This window comes from Paraconexibacter antarcticus (assembly GCF_024220175.1).
GTDB classification, from domain to species: domain Bacteria; phylum Actinomycetota; class Thermoleophilia; order Solirubrobacterales; family Solirubrobacteraceae; genus Paraconexibacter; species Paraconexibacter antarcticus.
Genome location: NZ_CP098502.1, coordinates 1739305 through 1759100, shown reverse-complemented (window position 1 = coordinate 1759100; position 19796 = coordinate 1739305). Strand labels below are relative to the sequence as shown.

General features: G+C 71.6%; 17 protein-coding genes, 1 pseudogene and 1 riboswitch. Of the genes and pseudogenes, 14 read left to right on the top strand and 4 right to left on the bottom strand.

All coding sequences use genetic code 11. The features are described from left to right. The first annotated feature begins 76 nt into the window (after positions 1 to 76). Genes NBH00_RS08675 through NBH00_RS08660 form a run of 4 tightly spaced genes read left to right on the top strand, consistent with a single transcriptional unit; the run spans position 77 to position 3738 of the window. Complete coding sequence (locus NBH00_RS08675) at positions 77 to 1021, top strand: ABC transporter ATP-binding protein (RefSeq protein WP_254572937.1); 945 nt, start codon at positions 77 to 79, stop codon at positions 1019 to 1021. Then, entirely contained in the window at positions 1018 to 1848 is an 831-nt protein-coding gene (locus NBH00_RS08670) for an ABC transporter permease subunit (RefSeq protein WP_254572936.1), read from the top strand. The genes NBH00_RS08675 and NBH00_RS08670 overlap by 4 nt, the downstream gene beginning before the upstream one ends. Positions 1849 to 1864: 16 nt before the next feature. Continuing rightward, positions 1865 to 3064: a sensor histidine kinase gene (locus NBH00_RS08665; protein WP_254572935.1), complete on the top strand. Its 1200-nt coding sequence runs from the start codon at positions 1865 to 1867 to the stop codon at positions 3062 to 3064. Next, entirely contained in the window at positions 3061 to 3738 is a 678-nt protein-coding gene (locus tag NBH00_RS08660) for a response regulator (RefSeq protein ID WP_254572934.1), read from the top strand. The genes NBH00_RS08665 and NBH00_RS08660 overlap by 4 nt, the downstream gene beginning before the upstream one ends. Positions 3739 to 4076: 338 nt before the next feature. Here NBH00_RS08660 and NBH00_RS08655 read toward each other — a convergent pair whose 3' ends face one another. Continuing rightward, positions 4077 to 4949, bottom strand: a complete 873-nt coding sequence (locus NBH00_RS08655; protein ID WP_254572933.1) for an SAM-dependent methyltransferase — start codon at positions 4947 to 4949, stop codon at positions 4077 to 4079. 244 nt (positions 4950 to 5193) lie between these two features. On the opposite strand from NBH00_RS08655, the gene NBH00_RS08650 reads away from it, so the two are divergent. The 4 genes from NBH00_RS08650 to thiC all read left to right on the top strand — a co-directional run bounded on the left by NBH00_RS08650 (position 5194) and on the right by thiC (position 9384). Further along, positions 5194 to 6276, top strand: a complete 1083-nt coding sequence (locus tag NBH00_RS08650; protein WP_254570847.1) for an IS110 family RNA-guided transposase — start codon at positions 5194 to 5196, stop codon at positions 6274 to 6276. Between the two features lie 503 nt (positions 6277 to 6779). Then, on the top strand, positions 6780 to 7385 hold the full coding sequence (locus NBH00_RS08645) for a DUF1345 domain-containing protein (protein WP_254573713.1): 606 nt from the start codon (positions 6780 to 6782) through the stop codon (positions 7383 to 7385). A gap of 36 nt (positions 7386 to 7421) precedes the next feature. After that, positions 7422 to 7949 (top strand): transposase, encoded by a 528-nt coding sequence (locus NBH00_RS25465; RefSeq protein ID WP_367401292.1) that lies wholly within the window; start codon positions 7422 to 7424, stop codon positions 7947 to 7949. Continuing rightward, positions 7915 to 8024, top strand: a riboswitch (TPP riboswitch). Its footprint overlaps the gene before it by 35 nt. Beyond that, entirely contained in the window at positions 8014 to 9384 is a 1371-nt protein-coding gene (thiC, locus tag NBH00_RS08640; RefSeq protein WP_302182722.1) for a phosphomethylpyrimidine synthase ThiC, read from the top strand. It overlaps the preceding riboswitch by 11 nt. Before the next feature lie 156 nt (positions 9385 to 9540). On the opposite strand, the pseudogene NBH00_RS25735 reads toward thiC, so the two are convergent. Next, positions 9541 to 9810, bottom strand: a pseudogene (locus NBH00_RS25735) (hypothetical protein); the annotation flags it as partial. 544 nt (positions 9811 to 10354) lie between these two features. Here NBH00_RS25735 and NBH00_RS08635 point away from each other — a divergent pair. From NBH00_RS08635 to NBH00_RS08620, 4 genes are all read left to right on the top strand, one after another. Then, positions 10355 to 10909, top strand: coding sequence for a hypothetical protein (locus NBH00_RS08635; RefSeq protein ID WP_254572932.1), 555 nt, complete (start codon positions 10355 to 10357; stop codon positions 10907 to 10909). 324 nt (positions 10910 to 11233) lie between these two features. Beyond that, on the top strand, positions 11234 to 11878 hold the full coding sequence (locus NBH00_RS08630; protein ID WP_254572931.1) for a response regulator: 645 nt from the start codon (positions 11234 to 11236) through the stop codon (positions 11876 to 11878). Continuing rightward, on the top strand, positions 11878 to 13770 hold the full coding sequence (locus tag NBH00_RS08625; RefSeq protein WP_254572930.1) for a hybrid sensor histidine kinase/response regulator: 1893 nt from the start codon (positions 11878 to 11880) through the stop codon (positions 13768 to 13770). The genes NBH00_RS08630 and NBH00_RS08625 overlap by 1 nt, the downstream gene beginning before the upstream one ends. A gap of 109 nt (positions 13771 to 13879) precedes the next feature. Then, positions 13880 to 14407, top strand: a complete 528-nt coding sequence (locus NBH00_RS08620; protein ID WP_254572929.1) for a histidine kinase — start codon at positions 13880 to 13882, stop codon at positions 14405 to 14407. Between the two features lie 19 nt (positions 14408 to 14426). Here NBH00_RS08620 and NBH00_RS08615 read toward each other — a convergent pair whose 3' ends face one another. Beyond that, a complete protein-coding gene (locus tag NBH00_RS08615) occupies positions 14427 to 16205 on the bottom strand; it encodes a glycoside hydrolase 5 family protein (protein ID WP_254572928.1) in 1779 nt (592 codons plus the stop codon). Positions 16206 to 16298: 93 nt separating this feature from the next. Further along, complete coding sequence (locus tag NBH00_RS08610; protein WP_254572927.1) at positions 16299 to 17192, bottom strand: hypothetical protein; 894 nt, start codon at positions 17190 to 17192, stop codon at positions 16299 to 16301. 405 nt (positions 17193 to 17597) lie between these two features. Between NBH00_RS08610 and NBH00_RS08605 the strand changes: the two genes are divergently transcribed. Together NBH00_RS08605 and NBH00_RS08600 are read left to right on the top strand one after the other, a co-directional pair. Next, complete coding sequence (locus NBH00_RS08605; protein ID WP_254572926.1) at positions 17598 to 18341, top strand: EAL domain-containing protein; 744 nt, start codon at positions 17598 to 17600, stop codon at positions 18339 to 18341. Between the two features lie 26 nt (positions 18342 to 18367). Next, on the top strand, positions 18368 to 19762 hold the full coding sequence (locus NBH00_RS08600; protein ID WP_254572925.1) for a S8 family serine peptidase: 1395 nt from the start codon (positions 18368 to 18370) through the stop codon (positions 19760 to 19762). Positions 19763 to 19796 lie beyond the last annotated feature (34 nt).

The following is a 19796-nucleotide window of genomic DNA, read 5'->3' as shown; positions in this document are numbered from 1 at the left end:
TGTCGCTAGCGCGCGGCGGCAGGTCCATCCCTGCGGCGCATAGCCAGACGGGGCTTGCGTCTCCATCATCGGTGGCATGATCACCGTGGACCATGTGACCAAGCGCTACGGGGAGCAGCTCGCCGTGGACGACCTGACGTTCACGGTGCAGCCGGGGATCGTCACCGGCTTCCTCGGACCCAACGGGGCTGGGAAATCGACGACGATGCGGATGATCCTCGGGCTTGACCGCCCGACGAGCGGGACGGTTCAGGTCAATGGGCGCTGTTACCGCGACTTCGATGCGCCGCTGCACGAGATCGGGGCGATGCTCGAGGCGCGGGCGGTGCACACCGGCCGCTCGGCGTACCATCACCTGCTGGCGATGGCCCAGACACACGGGATCGGCGCACCTCGGGTGAATGAGGTCATCGACATGGTCGGGCTGCAGAAGGTCGCCCGCAAGCGCGCGGGCGGCTTCTCGCTCGGCATGGGACAGCGTCTGGGGATCGCGTCCGCGCTGCTCGGCGATCCCCAGACGGTGATCCTCGACGAGCCGGCCAACGGCCTGGACCCCGAGGGGATCAAGTGGATCCGCGAGCTCCTGCGGCGTCTGGCGGATGAGGGCAAGACCGTCTTCCTCTCCTCCCACCTCATGAGCGAGATGGCGCTCACCGCCGAGCATCTGGTCATCGTCGGGCGTGGCCGGCTGATCGCCGACACGACCGTCGACGAGGTCGTCTCCCAGGCATCGGCGGACTCGGCCGTCCTTGTGCGCTCGCCGCAGGCCGCCGCGCTGCGCGCCGCGCTCGCGGGACCCGGGGTCAGCGTCCGCAGCGAAGAGGCCGAGGTGCTCGAGGTCCGCGGGCTGGCCGCCGAGCGCATCGGGGAGCTCGCGGCCGCGGCGCACATCGTCCTGCACGAGCTCACGCCGCAGCGCGCCTCACTCGAGGAGGCATACATGCGACTGACCGGCGACGCGGTCGAGTACCGCACGGCGTCCGCACCCGCGGCGGCGGCCGACCTGGAGCTGGTCGCATGAGCACCGTGACCGCCCCGCCCGCCCCTACCACGACGGCCTTCCGCGGCCGTGTCACGCAGGCCCGCGTCGCCCGCGCCGAGTGGACCAAGCTGTGGTCCCTGCGCTCGACGCGCTGGTCGTTGCTGTTCGCCGTCGTGGCGATGGTCGCGCTCGGCATCGGGATCTCTGCCGTGCAGATGAGCCGCTGGGGCAGCATGTCCGCCCACGACCGCGCCGTCTACGACTCGATCGACACCGGCGTGGGCGGCTACCACCTCGCGCAGCTTGCGATCGGCGTCCTCGGGGTGCTCGTCATCAGCGGCGAGTACTCGACCGGCATGATCCGCTCGAGCCTCATGGCGGTGCCCAAGCGCCTGCCGGTCCTGTGGGCGAAGCTCGGCGTGTTCACCGCGGTGACGTTCGTCCTGATGCTCGTCTCCACGTTCATCTCGTTCTTCGCGGTCCAGGCGATCGTCACCCAGCACCACCAGCAGCACGCGATCGGGGACCCGCACGCGCTGCGCGCCGTCGTCGGCACCGCGTTGTTCCTCACCGTCCTTGGCGCGCTCGGCGTCGGGCTCGGTGCGCTCGTGCGCAACACGGCCGGCGGGATCGCGTCGTTCGTCGGGCTGCTCTTCGTCCTCCCGGGCGTGACCGCACTGTTGCCGCACAGCCTCGCCGACACGATCAACCCGTACCTGCCGCTGAACGCCGGCTTCACGGTGACGACGAGCACGTTCGAGAACTCCCACCACCTCTCGACGTGGGGCGGGTTCGCCGTCTTCTGCGTCTACACGGCCGTGGTCATCGCGGCGGCCGCGGTCCAGATGGTCCGGCGCGACGCCTGACGCTACGGTGGACCGGGTGTCGCGCGCGATCAGCCAGGCGCTCCAGCGGGCGGTCGCGTTGCAGCGGCGCCGCCCGATGCTCGGCGACGCTGCGCTCGTCCTGCTCCTCCTGCTGCCGCTCGTCCCGCCGCACGTCGGGGACATGGCGACGACCTCGCACGCGCGCCTCTTCAGCATCGCGCTGACGCTGCCGCTGCTCGTGCGCCGCCGGTGGCCGCTGGGCGTGCTCGTCCTGATCGCGGCGGTGGCCGGCGTGCAGTGGGCGCTCGGCGTTCGCGCCTTCGGGGACGCGGCGCTGCTCGTCGCGCTCTACGGCGTGGCGGTCACCCAGCGGGCCCTCGTGGCGGCGACGGCCACCGTCGTCCTCGAGGTCGGCATCTTCGCGGCGGTGCTGCGCTGGGCCGGATCCGGCGGCGACGGCATGCGCGCCTTCATCGGGCTCTCCGGCCTGGCGGTCGCCGCTGCGGTCATGGGGTCGAGCACGCAGAGCCGTCGCGCCCTCGTGGAGTCCCTGCGCGAACGCGCGCAACGCCTGGAGACCGAGCGCGATCAGCAGGGCCGCCTGTCGGCCGCCGCCGAACGCGCCCGGATCGCCCGCGAGATGCACGACATCGTCGCCCACAACGTGTCCGTCATGATCGCGCTCGCCGACGGCGCCGGGTACGCGGTCTGCGAGGACCCCGAGCGGGCTCGGATCGCCATGGACGCGACCGCCCAGACCGGCCGCCAGGCACTCACCGAGATGCGCCGGCTCCTCGGGGTCCTCCGCGAGGACGAGGGCAGCCGTGACCTCGCGCCGCAGCCCGGGCTCGCACAGCTCGACGCCCTGGTAGAGCAGGTGCGCGCCGCGGGGCTGCCCGTCAGCTTCGAGGTCACCGGGGCCCCGGAGACGCTCCCGGCGGGCCTGCAGCTCGCGATCTACCGGATCGCGCAGGAAGCCCTGACCAACGCGCTGAAGCACGCGGGCGCCGACGCGTCCGCGACCGTCTCCGTGCGGCATCGCGGTGACCGGCTCGAACTCACGGTGACCGACTCCGGCGGCCGATCGCGGCCTGACAGTGGCACCTCGCAGGCGCAGGGAGCCGGATTACGGGGCATCGCCGAGCGCGCCGCGGTCTACGACGGCATGGTTCAGGCCGGACCGCGGCCCTCCGGTGGGTGGCAGGTCGCCGTCACCATTCCGATCGCCTCGGTACCCGACCCGGTGGCCGTATGACCGCGACCTCCAACACGCGCATCCTCCTCGTCGACGACCAGGAGCTGCTCCGCATGGGCTTCCGGATGGTGCTCGAGGCCCAGCCCGACCTCGACGTCGTCGGTGAGGCGCGCGACGGCGCCGAGGCGATCGACCTCGCCCAGCGCCTGCGGCCAGACGTGATCCTGATGGACGTCCGCATGCCGGTGCTGGACGGCGTAAAGGCGACCGGCGCGCTCATCGGCGCCGGCAGCCGCGCCCGCATCATCATCCTCACCACCTTCGACCTGGACGAATACGCCCACGCCGCACTACGCGCCGGAGCGAGCGGCTTCCTCCTCAAGGACGCCCCGCCCGCCGATCTGCTGTCAGCGATCCGCGCGGTCGCCAGCGGCGACGCCGTCGTCGCCCCGAGCACGACCCGACGGCTGCTAGCGACCATCGCCCACCAACTACCCGCACCGGTCGGAGCGCCACGCGGCGATGACGGCCTCGGCGCCCTGACCCCGCGCGAGCAGGAGGTCCTCGCCGCGGTCGCGCGAGGACTCTCGAACGCGGAGATCGCCGCCGAGCTCGTGCTCTCCGAGGCGACGGTCAAGACCCACGTCGGGCGCATCCTCGCAAAGCTCGAACTCCGCGACCGCGTGCAGATCGTCATCTACGCCTACGACCACGGCCTCGTCACTCCGGCATGACCGAATCCCGTCATTTCCCCCTCGGCCGCCCGCCGAGATCGCGGCAGGTTGCCCGACACCGCCCGCAACTCACTTGCCTTGAGCTCTTGCCTCGTCGGCCCCGACAGTCCCGGCCCGGAGCGCGAGAGCGGTGCGGTTCCGACAGTGCTCCCTTGCGCGCGACGAACGGCACGGCGCTGCATCCGCTGTAGGTCGACGCTCGGATCCACGCGTAGCAGCACTTCTCGAAGCAAAGACACCGGAAGGCGGGCGGGCGCTGCGGGCCGGCCGAGCGGAGAGGATCGATGCATCAATTCAGGATGCCCTCGGGGCGGCGACCCAACCCCTGAGCTGGCACATCAGGACGGCCTTTCCGCCGCCATCAGCATCAGGCGCATCGTCCCGGTCCGCAGCGCGAGGGGGATCCGGGCCAGCGAGAACGCGAAGGTGCGGTCCGGATTCGCGGAGCCCAGGAGGTAGCGCCGGGCCTCGCCGTCCGTCGCCAGGCGGCGGCCGAGGCGGCGAGCCACGATGCCCCAGGTCCGCTGCGGCGAAAACGGTGCGAGATCCTCGCTGTGCAGCAGCCGCAGGCCCGCCCCCCGGATGTACCCCTCGTACTCGCTTGCGGTGCAGAGCGTCGGCAGCCGGCCCTCCCGCGCGATCGGCCCGAGCAATCCCCGCCGCTGAAGCACTGACGGCCGCTCGCAGCCCAGCCAGTCCACGAGCACCAGCCGGCCACCCGGCGCCAGCACCCGCGCGGCCTCGCCGAACGCCCGGGGCTTGTCGACCATGTGCGACAGCGACTCGATCGCGATGACCGCGTCTGTCCCGCCGGCCTCCCGGCCGTTCTTGAGCCACGAGCGCACCTCGTACTCCGGGCCACCGCCCCGCTCCCGCGCCCACGCGGCCTGCGCCGCCGAGAGCGTGTACCCCGTCACCGAGCACCCGTGCTCCGTCGCGAGCACGCGTGAGGTCCCGCCGTACCCGCACCCCGCATCAGCCACCGTCGCGCCGGGCTCCAGAGCCGCCCAGCCCGTCACGCGGTCGATCAGCGCGCGCGTCGCCTGAGCCACGCTTTCGTTCCCGCCCGACCACAACCCGTGATGGACGTGCTCCCCCCAGATCTCGCGATAGAACCGGTCCAGCGCGTCGTAATGCCCCGCGACCGAGACCTCATCCGAACCAGCCGTGCCAGAAACGGGCATCCCCCCAGAATAGGACGATGACCACACACCGCCCCAACGGTGGTCTCGCACGTTCGCGGCGGTCGGCGTGAAGCTGTCCGTTTTTCTGTGTAGGCGGGTTGGGTAGTTAGACCATATGGATCGGGCCGTCGCTGGCGGCGGTGGTTCTGAGTCGTCTGTCTGAGGCGGGCGGTAGAAGTGGCCGGTCCCTCGCGAAGGGTCGTGGGGTGACGTTTGAGCTGTGCGGTTGCAGCCGCGCAGCGGCCCACAACCACAGAGGAGGAGACCGGCCATGACGAAGGCTAGAAGCCTCGTTGGTCTGGACGTACACGCCGCGAAGATCGTGGCGGCGGTGCTCGATGCTGAGAGCGGCGAGCTTCAGTGGTTCGCGTTGCGCGGTGACGTGCGTGAGGCGGCCAGGTTGTGCGCCGCACTGCCCAGGCCGGTGCGGGCGGCGTATGAGGCCGGGCCGACCGGGTACGGGTTGGCGCGGGAGCTCGCGGCGCGGCAGGTGTCGTGCGTGGTCGCGGCGCCGAGCAAGATCCCGCGGGCGTCGGGTGACCGGGTGAAGACTGATCGTCGTGACGCCGAACTGCTCGTGCGTTTGCTCTGGGCGGGGAAGCTGCATCCGGTGCGGGTGCCGGGCCACGAGGAGGAGGCGCTGCGCGATCTGATCCGGGCGCGCGAGGCCGTGCGGGTGGACCTGATGCGTGCCCGCCACCGGTTGTCGAAGCTGCTGCTGCGTCACGACCATCGCTTCGATGACGGCAAGGCATGGACGCAGCGCCACCGTGACTGGCTGGATCAGGTCGACCTCGTGTGGCCCGCGGCGCAGGCGACGCTGCTGGACCTGCGCGGCGCGGCCGACGTGCTCGTGCATCGCCGCGATCAGCTCGAGGCGCAGATCACGAGGATGCTTCCGAGCTCACCGTGGGGCGTGCAGGTCGCCCGGCTGCGGTGCCTTCGCGGGATCGACACGCTCACCGCCGCCGGGCTGTGCTCGGAGGTCGGCGACTTCGCCCGGTTCGCCCGGGCCGAGCAGCTCATGAGCTACATCGGCCTGGTCCCTTCGGAGCACACCACCGGCTCAAGTCGCCGCCTCGGCTCGATCACGAAGACCGGTTCCGGGCACGCGCGCCGGCTGCTCGTCGAGGCTGCCTGGCACTACCGCAAGGCGCCGCGGGTCACCAAGGCGCTGAGCGATCGCCACGACGGGCAGCCCGCCGAAGCGGTCGCGATCGCCTGGACCGCGCAGCGGCGTCTGTATCGCACATGGAACCGCCTTGAGCAGCGCGGCAAACGCCGCACGATCATCGCCGTCGCCGCAGCGCGCGAGCTCGCCGGATTCACGTGGGCGATCGGCCAGATCGAGTGACCTGAACCCGGCGACATCCCGTCGGCTGGGTCGGTGGCGGCCCGGCACCGCGCGGGGAACCCGCGGCTGAACTATGAGCAACCCGCCCTCGTCAGGGGGCCGGCCACGCCCGATGTTAGACAGCGGCTCCCCACGACGAACCCCTGGTCCTGCGGTACCCAACCCGCGCATATCAGTCTGACCGCGCGTCGCGCACAGCCTGCCGGACCGCCACCAACCCAGCCGACAGCACAGACACGAACGAGCGCTAATGCGCCACTTCGCCGACCCTACTAGGTTGACGAACGGCCGTCCATATCAGTTCGGGATCCTGTCGCCGGAATGGATCTTGAACGCGAGCAACGCCGCGGGCGCGGTGAGGAGCGGTGGCCGCTGCACGCCACGTCGTCGGGGTGGCGCGTGTCTGGTGACCGGTGAGGGATGCTTCGCCCGTGCGCCCACCAGACCCGCCCAAGGCAGATCACCGTGCCGGCCGAGGGCTCGGGTCGACGGCTCGCGTGAAGATGCTCGTGGGTGCGGGGGCCGGGACGGCCGTCGGTGCGGGTGCGGCCGCGCTCGGGGCCAGTCGAGCCTTTGCGCTGATGGGGTGGGACGCCGCCGCGCTGGTGTTCTGCGTGTGGACGTGGTGGGTCGTGTGGCCGATGGGCCCGGCGGCCACGGCAAACCATTCGCAGCGCGAGAACCCCGGCCGGCCGACGGCCGACCTGGTGTTGCTCGGAGCGGCCGTCGCCAGCCTGATCGCGGTCGGGGAAGTGCTCTTCGGGGCGTCACACGCGCCGGGAAGTCAGCGCTTTCTGCAAGCGGCGCTGGCGGTCGGTTCCATCTTCGTCTCGTGGACGCTCGTGCACACGGTGTTCACGCTGAAGTACGCGCGGGCGTATTACGCCGCTCCTGAGGGCGGCATCGATTTCAACGAGTCAGGCTCGCCGCAGTACAGCGACTTCGCCTACCTGTCCTTCACCATCGGGATGACCTTTCAGGTCTCGGACACGGACTTGGGCGACAAAGAGATTCGCCGGATCGCGCTACGCCAAGCGTGGGTGTCCTACCCGCTCGGTGCGGTCATCATCGCCGCGTCGATCAACCTGATCTCCAATCTGGCCAAGTAGGTACCCCTCTCCGGCACCCCCCACCGACGCTGGCTATTGGCATCAGGACTAGATGGAGAAGCTCATCGCCGACGGCACCCAGTCCTCACCCCGCCGGACTCAAGCCGGCGAAAGTCGCCGCGGCCGGGATGGGACGGCGGCCTCGACACGTTCACGCGACGCGTCCGCGGCACCGAGCTCTCCCAGAAGCGACGACAGCTCATCGAGCCCGTGTTCGCCAACACGAGGTTCAACCGGCGGATGGACCGCTTCTACCGACGAGGACGCTCAGCGGTGCAGACCGAATGGCGCCTCATCGCCACCACCCACAACCCTCCCAAGCCCCACCGGGCCAGCCGTCCGCAGCGCCCCGGATCCTACCCGCCTGACCATCACCGAAGTCAGCTCTACGCGTGGATCATTGGAGTCCTGGGATCACTGGCGCCGTTGCGGGCGTCGGGGACGGGACTCGACGCGACCTATCGGCGGCCGCACGTGGGCGAGGAGGGGACCAAGGTTGCCGTCCGCTGCAGTAGCTTGCTGAAGACACTCATACATCCCGGGGGGTCCCTGTCCAGGGGCTGAGAGGGCGCTTGCAAGCGCCGACCCGACGAACCTGATCTGGCTCATACCAGCGAAGGGAGGACCCATGTCACAGCGCACCACCTTCCCGTCCGACGTCGACTGCCGGACGCAGATGCGGCTGGCCCGCGACGGCGTCGTCTCGCCCGAGATGCGGCGCGTCGCCGAGCGCGAGGAGCTCCCGGCCGAGACGATCCGCGCCGAGGTCGCCCGCGGCCGGATGATCATCCCGGCGAACGTCCACCACACCGCCCTGGACCCGATGGCCATCGGCCTGAAGGCACGGGTGAAGATCAACGCGAACATCGGCAGCTCCCCGACGACCTCGTCCCTGGACGAGGAGGTCGAGAAGCTCGCGCTGTCGGAGCGCTGGGGCGCCGACACGGTCATGGACCTCTCGACCGGCAAGCGCATCGACGAAACCCGCAAGGCCATCCTCGCCGTCGCGACCGTCCCGATCGGCACCGTCCCGATCTACCAGGCGATCGAGCAGGTGAAGGCGGCGGAGGACCTCACCGGCGACGTGCTGCTGCAGGTCATCGAGCACCAGGCGCGACAGGGCGTGGACTACATGACGATCCACGCCGGCGTGCGCCTGGAGCACCTGCCGCTCTGCCGCCACCGCGTCACCGGGATCGTCTCCCGCGGCGGCGGACTGCTCGCGCGCTGGATGGTCCACCACCGCCAGGAGAACCCGCTCTACACGCGCTTCGACGAGATCCTCGAGATCTGCCGCGCGCACGACGTCACGATCTCGCTCGGCGACGGGCTGCGGCCGGGCTCGATCGCGGACGCGTCGGACGCCGCGCAGTTCGCCGAGCTCGAGACCCTCGGCGAGCTCACCGAGCGGGCCTGGGCCCGCGACGTGCAGGTCATGGTCGAGGGCCCGGGACACGTCCCCCTCGACCAGCTCGAGGCGAACGTCCGCCTGCAGCAGGACGTCTGCCACCAGGCGCCGTTCTACACGCTCGGCCCGCTCGTCACCGACATCGCGCCGGGGTACGACCACATCACGAGCGCGATCGGCGCGGCGATCGTCGGCTGGCACGGCGTGTCGATGCTCTGCTACGTCACCCCGAAGGAACACCTCGGCCTGCCCGACGCCGAGGACGTCAAGCAGGGCATGATCGCCTACCGGATCGCCGCCCACGCGGCCGACCTCGCGCGCGGCTCGGCGCGCGCCCACGCCCACGACCGAGCGCTCTCCGAGGCGCGCTTCGCGTTCGACTGGAACCGCCAGTTCGACCTCGCGGTCGACCCCGACACCGCCCGCGCGATGCACGACGAGACCCTCCCCCAGGACCACTTCAAGACCGCCGAGTTCTGCTCGATGTGCGGGCCGAAGTTCTGCCCCATGCACAACTTCCGCGACGTCGACTGGGACGCCGTCGGTCAGGCGATCACCGAGCGCAAGGCAGCACGCGCCCAGACAGGGTGACCGCAACCAAGCGACCAGCGGTGCCACCGGCACACCGGAGCGGTGATCAACGACGGTCCGCCCGTTGAAAACGTCGTCGGGTGTACACGTCAGCGGGATGGTGTGGGGCCGCCCGTGATGATGCCGGTGCGGATGATTGACATAGACCACGACGGCGGCGGCGCGCACGCGGCGCCTGTCGCTGAGCGCAGCGAGCGGCGTAAGCCAGGTGGCGTACCAGGGCAGCACCCACGTGGAAGCGCAAAGCAGCGCCAGGGTCGTCCAGCCCGCGCCGGCAATCCAGTCCGATCCGCGGCGCGTACGGATCAGGCAGACCGCGAGGCAGACCAAGACACCGGCGAGCAGGATGAGACGGACCACGCCGCTGACGGCCGGCTGATGGAGGACTCCGGCGCTGACCTCCGGGACGCTCACGGTGAGTGGCATCCACGTGACGGCCTCGACGATGAGTAGTGCTGTCGAGCTGGAGGTACGACGTTCCCCTCGAGTGCCCAGGGCGCGGCTGTGACCCAGGCCGGGCCGCACGCGCCTGTAGAGCCCGTGGAGGTAGGTGCCCTTGCCGCGGGTTGCGACGAGCGCGGCTTCGTGCAGCGCGATGCCGAGCCACTTCGGACCTTTGCGGGTGCGGCCGGAGCGTCGTCTGGAGGTCTAAGGCAGCCAGAACGCCTCATGGCTGAGGGTGTCGGCTTGCGGCGCGGGACTCGGTTTCGGGTCGATCTCCGTTGGGCCGCGAGCGCTGAGACGCGGCCCGGGAGACGAGGGCGCGGTCGTTGGACTTGCACAGCTAAGTCCCTCGAAAATCCATATCCGGCGCAGCTCCGCAGTCGGTTCGAGCAGTCACGCCGAGAAGGGAGGCATGTTTCGTCGAACCGCCGGCATCGCCGCCCTCTCCATCCTGCTACTCACCGCGGCTTCACCCGCGTCGGCTCTTCGGAGGGCGAGTCACAAGGGTTGGCCGAACATCTCCGGCATGCTGCTGATGAACAAGCACGACCAGACACGACCGCTGGACGCAAGGCCGGGCCAGGACCCGTTCGACGGCACCGACCCAAGCTATCGGTGCGACGGGGAGCATCAGTTCCAGGGGTGCTTTATCCAGGCTGGAGCCTGCCTCGCTCATCTAGTGCATGCTGACCTCTGCCTGCTCGCGCCGGTCGTGGGCTCTGCGCCTGTGCACAATGAACTGCTTGGCGGCGACGAGGACGACACGATCCACGCGGGGCCATGGGGTGACGTGATCTGGGGTGACTTCAAGCCGAGCGGCCAGCCGTCCTCGCAAACGGACGCGCTGTACGGCGGGCCCGGGCCGGACTTCATCTACACGAGCCACGGGACGAACGTGGTCCACACCGGCGGCGGGAGCGACGTGGTGCATGCGCACTTCGGCCAGGGGGAGATCTTCTGCGAATCGCCGACGACGATCGTCTACCTGAGCCATCGGTCGAGCAGGCTCTACGCGCTGCACGGCTGCCGCCGCACGAGCTTCCGTCCGGCCGGCACCGAGCTGGTCCCAGGCACGCGATGACCGGTCGACGGTGTGGCGGACTTCGGGATTTCGGTCGTTCAGATCCAGACGCCCGCCCCTCCGGGGGGCGGATTTCACGCGAAACATGAACAAAAAAGCTGCACAGAACGGAGTTGACTCGGAAAGGAAGAAACTCGAAATGCAAGTCATATCCGTTGGATTCGCTAGGAGAACTTTCGTGCAAGGCTCGATGCTGCTGTTGGCTCAGGGTGAGGGAAAAGCCATCACTTATTGGTGCACGTGCCGCACGCGGCACGCAGCGGGCGCGCGATCGGGCCGACATCTGCGGCGGACGAGGCGTTCGCAGGCCGGGGGCATGCGGCCATGACGAAGACTCAGGCACCGAACGGCCTCGCGACGATCGATTGCGTCGTCGCGGACGATCACGAGATGCTGCAGCGCGGACTGGTGCAGCTGCTCGAAGCCGAGGACGACATCCGGGTCACCGGTCGCGCGTCCACTCTTGCCCAGGCACGGCGTCTGACGGAGTCCCGCAAGCCGCAGGTGCTCGTCGTCGACATGCAGATGCCCGACGGGTCGGGGATCGACCTCTGCGAGACGCTGCGCGGTTCCGCGACGAAGGTCCTGCTCTACTCGGCCCATGACAAGGCAGACCTCGTCGAGGCCGCGCTCGAGGCGGGGGCCCTCGGATACGTGCTCAAATCGGGCCCTCCGCAGGTGATCGTGCAGGCGGTTCGCCTCGTGAACGACGGGGGCCACTACATCGACGCGGTCCTCGCTCCGAAGCTGCTCCGCCGCAGCCAGGAGCGCCGAGCGGTGCTGTCGTTCCGCGAGCGCGAGGTGCTGCAGCTCCTGAGTCAGGGCAGCACGACCGGCGAGGCCGCGCTGCACCTGCACCTGAGCCCGGCGACGATCCGGTCCTACGCCGAGAACGCGATGTCGAAGCTCGGGGTGGGCAACCGCACCCATGCGGTCGCCCAAGCGCTGCGGCGAGACCTCATCAGCTGATGTGGCTGACCACGCCCGTGGAACTTGACGCGTCGGGGATCTTCCGGCGCCTGTTCGACGCGCATCCGCATCCGGCGTGGGTGATCGCCGACCGCGAACGCCGCGTGGTCGCCGTGAACCCGTCGGCGCTGGAGGTCTACGGGGTCGTCCCGACGCCGGCGGTGCCGTTGTTCCTCGGCAGCGAGGGCCCGACGCGCTCGTCGTCGGTGGGGCCCGGGTCCCCGGACGCCGGCGGGGCGATCCGGCGGTATCGGGATCGTCACGGCGCACGGACGTGGGTCGAGGTGGCGGAGATCCCGCTGGGCGAGCTCAGCGGCGAGCGCATCACGCTCGTCTGGGCGCGCGACGTGACCGAGCGGCACCTTGGTGATGATCGGCGGCGCCTGCTGGAGGCGGCCGTCGAAGCGGCGGGCGAGATCATCCTGGTGACGTCCTCGTGGGGCGGCGGCGGCGAGCGTGCGCCCGTCGTCGTCTACGCCAACGGCGCCCTCGAGCGCGTGACGGGATGGTCGGCCCAGTCGCTCCTGGGCCGAAGCATCCTGCGCCTGGTGCATGCGGACACCGACCGCCGCGCGCTGGACGCGATCGGACAGGCGCTGGAGCGCGAGGCCTCGGTCGCCCTCGACGTCCACGTCCGTCACCAGAGCGGCGCGGGATTGTGGATGGAGGTGACCTTGTCGCCCCATCGGGACCTAAACGGCGAGGCCGGGTACTTCGTCTGGACGCTACGCGACGTGACCCGTCGCCGCCTGCTTCAGGAGCAGCTCGTCCACGCCAGCGGGATGGATGCCGTGGGGCGCGTGGCGGGAAGCCTCACCCACGACTTCAACAACCTCCTGACGATCATCGCCGGCTCCACGAGCCTGGCCCAGCAGGCCGCCGCGGGCGACGATGCGCGGCGCGGGTACCTCCACGAGATCGAAATGGCGACCACCCGTGCCCGCGCGCTGACCGGGCAGCTGCTGGCCGTCAGCCGGAGCGGCGGCCGCAACCTCGAGACGCTCGATGCGTCGCTCGTCCTGCGGGACCTCGTACCCCTCATGCAGCGGCTGGCGGGGCCGGAGGTGCTCATCGAGGTCCAGCTCCCGGCGCAGCACCGGGTCATCTGCGTCGACCGCGCGCACCTCGAGCAGCTCATCCTCAACCTCGTCGCGAACGCCCGCGACGCGCTGCCGCAGGGGGGCACCATCAGCGTCCGGCTCGACGTCGAGGGCACGAACGTGCGTATCAGCGTCTGCGACGACGGGTGCGGGATGGACCCGCTGACGCTCGAGCGTGCGCGTGAGCCCTTCTTCACGACGAAGCCGCGCGGAAAGGGCACCGGGCTGGGGCTGTCGACCGCGCATCTGCTGACCGAGCAGTACGGGGGACGGCTGGAGCTCGAGAGCGTGGTCGGTGAGGGGACGGCGGTTGCCGTGATCCTGCCCGCCGAGGCGCCGGCGCCGCCGACCGCGCCGGAGGTTGCCGGCGCGATGGGCCCGAAGGCCGATGCGACGCCGTCGGTCCTGCTCGTCGAGGATGACCCGTCGATCCGGCTGCTGCTCGGGCTGTCGCTCCGCGAATCGGGCTGTCGCGTGCGCGAGGGGGACGGCACCGAGCCGCCGGCGACCCTCGTGGCCGATGGCCCGTACGCCCTCGTGATCAGCGATCTGAACCTCGGGACGGGGACCGCACGCGGCCTGCTGGACCTCGTCCGCGAGACGCAGCCACAGGTCCCGATCCTCTGCATCTCCGGCTACAACGCGGCCGGAGGGCTCGCCGGCGTCGAACCGCGTCCGACGCTGCTTCCCAAGCCGTTCAACCTCACGGAGTTCTCCGGCGCCGTCCAGCAGCTGCTCGTCTCGCGGCACGGGGCCGACTGCGCGCCGCGGGATGCCGGCGTGCCTTCGTGAGCCGCCGGCCACGACCGGCGGGGGCCGGGCGACGACGGTTCCCAAGACGCCGGCCACGCGGTCCCCGGAGCGAGGTGTGAGCCCGGGCAGCGGAGGACATCATGAGGTGATGTTCTCTCGATTCGTGGCTCGTTCGCCGGTGGGCGTCCTGGTCTTCGGGACGGCTGCCGCGGAGCACTGGATGGCGATGTCGGGAGCCTCGTCGCAGACGATCGTCGTGAGCGACCGTCCCGAGGCGCTGCGCGGGTGCGCGGTGCTCGTGGTGGACCTGACGACCCAGGCGGACCCGCTGGCCGCGCTCGCCGCAGTGGCGAAGGCGCCGTCGGCGTCCGTCGTCGCGGTGGTCGACGCCGGATCGCCCGAGCTAGACGCAGAGCTGCGGGAGGCGGGCGCGGACGCCGTGGTCGGCAGCGCCGAGGGAGCGCTGCTGTACGCGATGGCCTGCGGTCTGGCCGTCCGCCTGCACGACGGGCTCGTGCAGTCGCTGACGAGCGCGCGCCTGCAGCTGTCGATGGTCGCCCCCGGCTCCGCGGCCGACACGTCGGCGCTGCAGGCGGTGAGCGAGGCGCTTGACGTCGCCAGCGACCAGCTGTCGGCGGTGGTGCGCGCCCTCCACGCGGTCTTGCAGGCGGCCTGAGGCGCACCCGCGCGCCTGGTCATCGGCGGTGGCGGCGCCGCGTGCGGTCCGCTCGCGCGGACGCCCGGCCGTGCTTGCGACGTGTGGTCGCGGGCCGGCGACCGCGACCCGGGGTCCGATGCGGTCGCGCGGCCGGGATCGACGCCGCCGGGCACGGCTGCACCGGGACGTCGGGCCCGTCGACATCGACGCCGGCGGGCGTGTGCCAGACGACGCGGGTCGCGGCGGGGGTGCCGGGCAACCAGCGCAGCAGCGCGTCGTCGTCGCCGATGGGGACGGGCCCGGTCGCGCTCGGTGGCATCGCCATGGTGGCCGCGCTCGGGACGGTGGCCCAGCCCGCCCCGGACTGCACCTGCACCGTGGCCGTAGTCCCCGCCTGCGCGCCCCGCAGCCGCGCCCACACCCGCGTGAACGGGGTCTTCCCGCGCCTCGCGCACTGGGCGAACGTCGGTGTCCGGAACGCGGTCGCGGCGGGCTTCGGGGTGCCGTCGGCGAACCAGAGGCCCGTCTGCCAGTCACCGAAGGCGCGCATCCTCGGGCCGGCCGGGCCGGCGGGCCGATCCTCGAGCAGGAACTGGGGCCACATCTTCACGCCGGGGGTCGACGTCCCGAGGAACTCCGCCCAGGCGAGCAGGCGCGCCTGGTCGGCCAGCGATGCGAAGCCTTCCGGGTCGGGGGTCTTCGTCTCGTACCCGTACTCGGTGAGGTAGAGGTCGGACGCGTGGCTGCCGACGAGGCGCCCACGCTGCACGAGCGCGACGAGGGTGTCGTGCAGGGCGGCGGTGCGCGCGACCGGGAGCAGGTCGGGGTCGCGGGGAGCGCGGTCGGGGTCGGTGTGGAGCGAGTAGGGGTGGTGGGCCCACCCGTCGCTCGGGACGGGTTTGAAGTCGGCGCAGGCCCCGGTGGTGATGGGCTGCAGCTGCGCGTCCACGCAGGCGAGCTCGCGGAGGAAGCGCAGCGGCGGCACGCCGGATCGGCCCGGCACGGAGGAGCCCATGGACGACGTGCCGCCGATGAGCACGGTCGTGCCCGGGGAGACCGCCTTCACGGCCGGGTAGGCGGCGGCGACCATCGCCCGGTAACGGATCGGCGAATCCGGCTGCAGGGTTCCGTCGCGCTCCCGCCACTGCGGCAGGACGAAGCCGGGGTGGTTGGGCTCATTCCAGAGGGTGTACAGGTCGACGCGCGGCAGCGGGTCGGCAGCGGGCGGCGCCGCGGCGGGCGCGCTCACACGCCGATGGCCCAGGAGGGCGCCGAGCAGGTCGGGAGCGGCGGCGCCGGCCGGCGGGGGGACGACCTGGTCGGCACGCGGCACGTAGTCGCCGCGGTACCGGCGGGCGACGGCGGCGGCGAAGGCGGCGAACTGGCCCGGATCGATGTCCGTGCGGAAGCGCGCGAGCGGATCGTCCTGCGACGCGGTGGCCCAGCGGGGCGCCCAGAAGCCGATGTCGATCATCGGCTTCAGCCCGGCGGCGGCCACGAGCGTCACCGCGCGGTCGAGGTTGTCCCAGGCGTGAGCGGGATAGGCGTCGGGGTCGCTGCCGTCGAAACCCGCAGGGGGCTGCTGATCGAGGGCGTCGGGCGCGATGACCGACCAGCCGGCGGTGAGCCGGATCCGGTCGATCCCGATCGACGCGGCGCGGCGCAGTGCGTCCTGGATCGCCGCGGGGTCGCGGTGGAGGAAGATCGCGTCGTCCTGGAGCACGGTCGACGGGGGCGCGGCACGCCCGGAGTCGGGGATCGCGGCGAGGAGCACCCCGATCACGAACATGGCAGAGACGAGGAGCAGTTTGCGCATGACGGGTGTTCCTGGCAGACGGAGGTGGATGGGCGCGCGAGCGATGCGGGCGGCCCGACGACGTCGTCGGGCCGCCCGCGCGGGGGGCAGTCGTCAGTGGCTCCGCGTGCGGGAGCGGAGGTGGGCCGCGGTCGCTGCGCTGCCGCCGAGGTGGGCGTCGAGGCCGGCGACGATGCCGGCCACCACGTCGGCGGAGGCGCCCACGTCCACGGTGCCGTGCGCCGACACGGACGCGGTCGGCACCGCGTCGAGGGTCTGCGAGATCGACGCGCTGCCTCGCGACATGGTGTCGAGGGTGCTCTGGAGCCCGGCGTCGGCGGTGGCCGTGGCCGCGCCGAACACGGTCCGGACGTGCGCGATGATCGCGGCGCGGACCGCGAGCCCGACGCTCATCGCCTGCACGACCGCCGCGTGGGCACGCCCCGTGAGCTGGTCCAGCGACGCCGAGACGCGATCCATGAGGTCGACGCTGTTCTGGTCGGCTTCGGCCACCGACGCCGCGAGTGACGCGTCCGTGCCGAGATCCGCGCGGGCGGCGAGGCTGGCGTTGACCGATGCGGCGAGGGCGACGTCCTGGCGGACCCCGTTCGCGGCGGCGACGGCGAGGCGACCGTTGGCGCCCTCGGCGACGTCGGCGAGCACGTGCACGTCGTTGTCGACGGTCGCCGAGAAGTGGCTGGCGGTCTGCGCCGCGAGGTCGGCTTGCGCGTGCGCGGCGACACCGGCGGCCAGGGTGGCGGCCTGGCGGAGCTGCGTCTGCGACTCGCGCAGTGCACTGCGCGCCTTACCAGCCGCGGACGCGGCGAGCTGGTCGGCCTTGGCGGTGGACAGCTGTGCGTGCGCCTGCAGCGCCACGGACGCGGAGGCCTGTGAGGCGACGCTGGTACTCGCCGAGGACGCCTGAGCGGTCGCGGTCACGGGCAGCGTGGTCGCGGCGAGCGCGGTGATGAGGCCGGCACGTCGCAGGACGGAGGTGGTGATCAGCATGGAGGAGCTCCTGTTCGTGGCTGGCGGTTACGGTGCGCCAGCCGGGTCACGGTCCTCATCGGTCCTGCGTCCGTCGTCCGGCCACCGCAGCCCTCGCCGAACTTGGCCCCGATCGCCGGGCGGTTCGGCACCGAGGTCGGAGGTGGCCCCACCCGCGGGTGGGGGGAGCGCGCCGACGGGTGCCGGGTGCGCCTACCGCCGTTCTGCGGGAGCCGGGTCCGTCGCGGGTGGCGGCAGCACCGCCGCATGCGGACCGCAACACACCGACGCAGGGGAGCCGAGCAGCGGTCGGTGGAGGTGCTCACCGGGTCGCGATGCGGCCGAAGCTGAGCACGGCGAGAAACCGGATGGTGCGGCGCAGGGCCGCACGACGGTCGCCCGAGGAAACGAGAAGCCGTGTCCATCATGACCCCGCCCCGCACGCCGGCGCCGACCGAGTCCCGTGGCGGTCAGGCGATCGACGTCGCCTACCAGCCGTTCATCGAGTTCCGCACCGGAGCCATGGTCGGGGCCGAGGCGCTCGCGCGCTTCCCGGGCCGGTCGACCGCCCACGTGCTCCGCCGCGCTGAACTCACAGGGCGCAGCGAGGCGATCGACCTCGCGGTCCTCCGGCGGGTCATCGACGAGTTGCAGGGCGACCCCGGGCAGACCCTGCCCGTCTACGTCAACGTCTCGTCGGCGTCGATCCCGCTTCCCGGGTACCTGTCGACGGTGCGTCGCTGGCTGCGGGCCGCGCCCGGCGTCGGGCCGCGCCTGGTCTTCGACGTCACCGAGACCGCTCCGCTCCCGGGCGCCACCGCGGTCCGGCGGTTCGTCGGGGCGATCCGTGAGCTCGGCGCCCGGATCGCCGTGGACGACGTGCCCGCGGGCTACGACCGGGTGTACGCCATCAGCCTGCTGCAGCCGGATGTCGTGAAGCTCGACGGCGACACCCTCCGCCGCTCGCTCGAGGATGCGTCCGAGCGCGTGCGCATCGAGGCGATGACGATCATGGCCCACGACCACGGGGCGACCCTGATCGCCGAGGGCATCGAGGCGCCGGTGCACGTGGAGGCGGCCCTGCGGTTCGGCGCCGCGATCGGCCAGGGCTACCACCTCGGACGGCCGCGATGCTGCCCGCTCGCCGACGTCCACCCGTTCCAGCTGTGATGAGGCGTCGTGCCGCGGGGCGGGGCGTGGCTGCGACCGGCGCACTGCTCACCGCGCTGGTCGCCGCCACGCCCGCTGTCGCGCGCAGGACCGACGATCCACTGCGGGCGACGCAGTGGTATCTCGACGCAACGGGAGCTGATCTCGCGCAGCGTGCCGGTACCGGCACCGGGGTCACCGTCGCCGTGCTCGACACCGGGGTCGATGCGGCCCATCCCGACCTCGCCGGGGCGGTTGTCAAGGGCCCGGACCTCATCGGCGGCGACGACGACCCGTCCGACGCGACCGGTCATGGCACGGCCGTCGCCGGCATCATCGCGGCCCGCGCGCACAACGGCATCGGCATCCAGGGAGCGGCTCCCGGCGCGCGCGTCCTGGCGATCCGGGTGATCGACGCCAAAGGCGGGGGCACGACGGACACGGTCGCGCGCGGGATCGATGCTGCCGTCGCCGGCGGCGCCCAGGTCATCAACCTGTCGCTCGGCGTGGCCCCGGACGCCGTGGCGGCGCTCCTCCCCGACAGCACGATCGTCGAGGCGATGGACCGAGCGGCGAACGCGGGCGTCGTGATCGTCGCCGCAGCGGGTAACAACGCCCAGCCCCTGTGCGCGCAGCCGCTCGTGCAGGTGCGGATCCTCTGCGTCGGCGCCGTCGATCGCCGGCGACGGCTTGCGAGCTACTCGAACTTCGGGCTGCGCGTGGATCTCGTGGCGCCGGGCGGCGAGATCGGCGGGCCGGACGAGGCTATCGTCTCGACGCGGATGGGCGGCGGGTACGCCGCGGTGGCCGGCACGTCCGACGCGGCACCGCAGGTCTCGGCGACCGCGGCGATCCTGATGGGCCTGGGGTTCACCTCCGCCCAGGCCATCGATCGCATCGAGGCGACCGCCCGGGATCTCGGGACCCCGGGCGTCGACTTCACCTACGGGCACGGCATGCTCGACATGGCGGCAGCGGTGCGGGATCTGGGTTTTCCTCCGGCAATGCAGCACCGTCAGCTGCACGTTCCGGCTGACGGAGGCTCCTGTCGGGCTTCGCGGTCGGTCGCCGAGGCGTCGTTGGTCGCGCGGGGCATCAGGATCCGCTGCCGACTTGCATCGACAGCCCGTCGGCGGGTGCGGATCTTCACGAGCCGCGGCCTGACCCTCGGCAGCATCAGCAGTGTGGTGCGCCGAGGGGTTCGGACGACGCTCCTGGTGCACGTGACCGCTCGTCGGCTGTGCACAACGCGATGGCGCAGGACGCGGATACTGCTGTGGCGCGTGTCGGGGTCGCACGAGAAGAGCGTGAACGGGCGCATCAAAGTCCGAGCCGGGGCACATAGATGCAATGCGGAGCCCACCAGGAGCGGGAGCGCCTCAGGGTCGTCGGACGACTCGAGGCGCTCCTCGAGCACTCTGGGTGCATCTCGGAGCAGGTGACGGGATGCCGGGCGGGCCAACAGCATCGCGCGTC

What these genes read in the sequence shown, in the direction of transcription:
- NBH00_RS08650 (WP_254570847.1), top strand. Translation starts at nt 5,194, where the DNA reads ATGACGAAGGCTAGAAGCCTCGTTGGTCTGGACGTACACGCCGCGAAG.
- NBH00_RS08645 (WP_254573713.1), top strand. Translation starts at nt 6,780, where the DNA reads ATGCTCGTGGGTGCGGGGGCCGGGACGGCCGTCGGTGCGGGTGCGGCC.
- NBH00_RS08625 (WP_254572930.1), top strand. Translation starts at nt 11,878, where the DNA reads ATGTGGCTGACCACGCCCGTGGAACTTGACGCGTCGGGGATCTTCCGG.
- NBH00_RS08635 (WP_254572932.1), top strand. Translation starts at nt 10,355, where the DNA reads ATGCTGCTGATGAACAAGCACGACCAGACACGACCGCTGGACGCAAGG.
- NBH00_RS08660 (WP_254572934.1), top strand. Translation starts at nt 3,061, where the DNA reads ATGACCGCGACCTCCAACACGCGCATCCTCCTCGTCGACGACCAGGAG.
- NBH00_RS08620 (WP_254572929.1), top strand. Translation starts at nt 13,880, where the DNA reads ATGTTCTCTCGATTCGTGGCTCGTTCGCCGGTGGGCGTCCTGGTCTTC.
- NBH00_RS08675 (WP_254572937.1), top strand. Translation starts at nt 77, where the DNA reads ATGATCACCGTGGACCATGTGACCAAGCGCTACGGGGAGCAGCTCGCC.
- NBH00_RS08605 (WP_254572926.1), top strand. Translation starts at nt 17,598, where the DNA reads ATGACCCCGCCCCGCACGCCGGCGCCGACCGAGTCCCGTGGCGGTCAG.
- NBH00_RS08610 (WP_254572927.1), bottom strand. Translation starts at nt 17,192, where the DNA reads ATGCTGATCACCACCTCCGTCCTGCGACGTGCCGGCCTCATCACCGCG.
- NBH00_RS08670 (WP_254572936.1), top strand. Translation starts at nt 1,018, where the DNA reads ATGAGCACCGTGACCGCCCCGCCCGCCCCTACCACGACGGCCTTCCGC.
- NBH00_RS08630 (WP_254572931.1), top strand. Translation starts at nt 11,234, where the DNA reads ATGACGAAGACTCAGGCACCGAACGGCCTCGCGACGATCGATTGCGTC.
- thiC (WP_302182722.1), top strand. Translation starts at nt 8,014, where the DNA reads ATGTCACAGCGCACCACCTTCCCGTCCGACGTCGACTGCCGGACGCAG.
- NBH00_RS08615 (WP_254572928.1), bottom strand. Translation starts at nt 16,205, where the DNA reads ATGCGCAAACTGCTCCTCGTCTCTGCCATGTTCGTGATCGGGGTGCTC.